This window comes from Microcoleus sp. B3-D7, assembly GCF_036705305.1.
Lineage (GTDB): Bacteria > Cyanobacteriota > Cyanobacteriia > Cyanobacteriales > Microcoleaceae > Microcoleus.
In genome coordinates this window covers 1-1,130 of the sequence record NZ_JAUBUE010000137.1, presented here as the reverse complement: position 1 = coordinate 1,130, position 1,130 = coordinate 1, and the positions used below count along the sequence as shown (strand labels likewise).

1 pseudogene is annotated in these 1,130 nt (G+C 45.3%); it reads right to left on the bottom strand.

Annotation, left to right across the window (positions count from 1 at the left end):
- Positions 1–2 precede the first annotated feature (2 nt).
- Positions 3–1,066 (bottom strand): annotated as a pseudogene (locus QUB25_RS29685) (IS630 family transposase).
- Positions 1,067–1,130: the final 64 nt, after the last annotated feature.

The window sequence follows — 1,130 nt, the reverse complement described above, 5'->3', positions numbered from 1 at the left end:
GATTAAACTTTTGCCTCCGGCCACCAATAGAAATGAGTCAAACCACTGATTAACTGTTTGAGATTTAACAGTTTTTGACATCGCTCCAATAACACTGCTTCTAATTCATCTAAGTTTTTAAAACAGCGATTGGCTATCGGTTCATTTGTCAGGGGCCATAACCTTTCTGCTGGTTGGAGTTGGGGTGAGTGTGAAGGTAGACAATACAAATGTATGCCGTCGGGGATTTTCACGTTTTCACGCTCAGTGCCATCCGGCTCCATCTACAACTAAAACGACTCTTTTTTTCGGTCCTACTTTCCAATGTTTGACAAAATCTTCTAAAACTCGCTCGAAAAGCTGGCTGTTGACAAATGGCAGTATCCACGCCTTTGTTTCTCCCGTACTCGGATGTACGAAACCATATAACCACAACCATTGAAACCGCCAGTTAACAACAGCCGTAGCATTACTAAACTCATCCACCCATTCCCGCCTCAAAACTGGTTTCAATCCGAGCCGATGTTCGTCCATTGACCAGACTTCTACGTCGCTTTCTAGGTTCTCCTTCTTGATTTTTTTGACGAACTGACCCAGATTTTTTTTTCCATTCCTCTTGTTCGAGAAGATCTGATTCCTGATGTTCCGGGCGAGGAACTCTCAATCGAAACTTCATGGACTTGAGATATTCCCACCCTCTTTGACGACAGACTTTTTCACCCTTGAGTTCACTCATCCAGTCGGCCACTTTACGACCATTCCACAGCCCGCCATCCGGAGGTGGCTGCTGTAAGACTTGCCACAATTGAGCTTGTTCCACATCATTCAGCAGAGGGTCACGATCTGTATTTTGGCAACGCTGATCTCCGAGGGACTCAGGGCCTAAATGATTGTATCCCCAGACTAATTCATAAATCCAACCACGACTATAACCTGTCACTGCCATCACTTCGGCGGTGGTTTTTCCGCTCGCTAACAGCCAAATAATCTGGTAATGATGAGCCTGGGTGGTTGTTTTAGCTTGACGGAAACGAGCTTGTAGCTCTTCTGGACTCAGATGAGGTGCGATCGTAATTCGTTTTGGCATTCTTTATTTGATGGGGGTGGTGTTCCTCCCGATCATATCATGGTTAATCGACCGGACATGATAT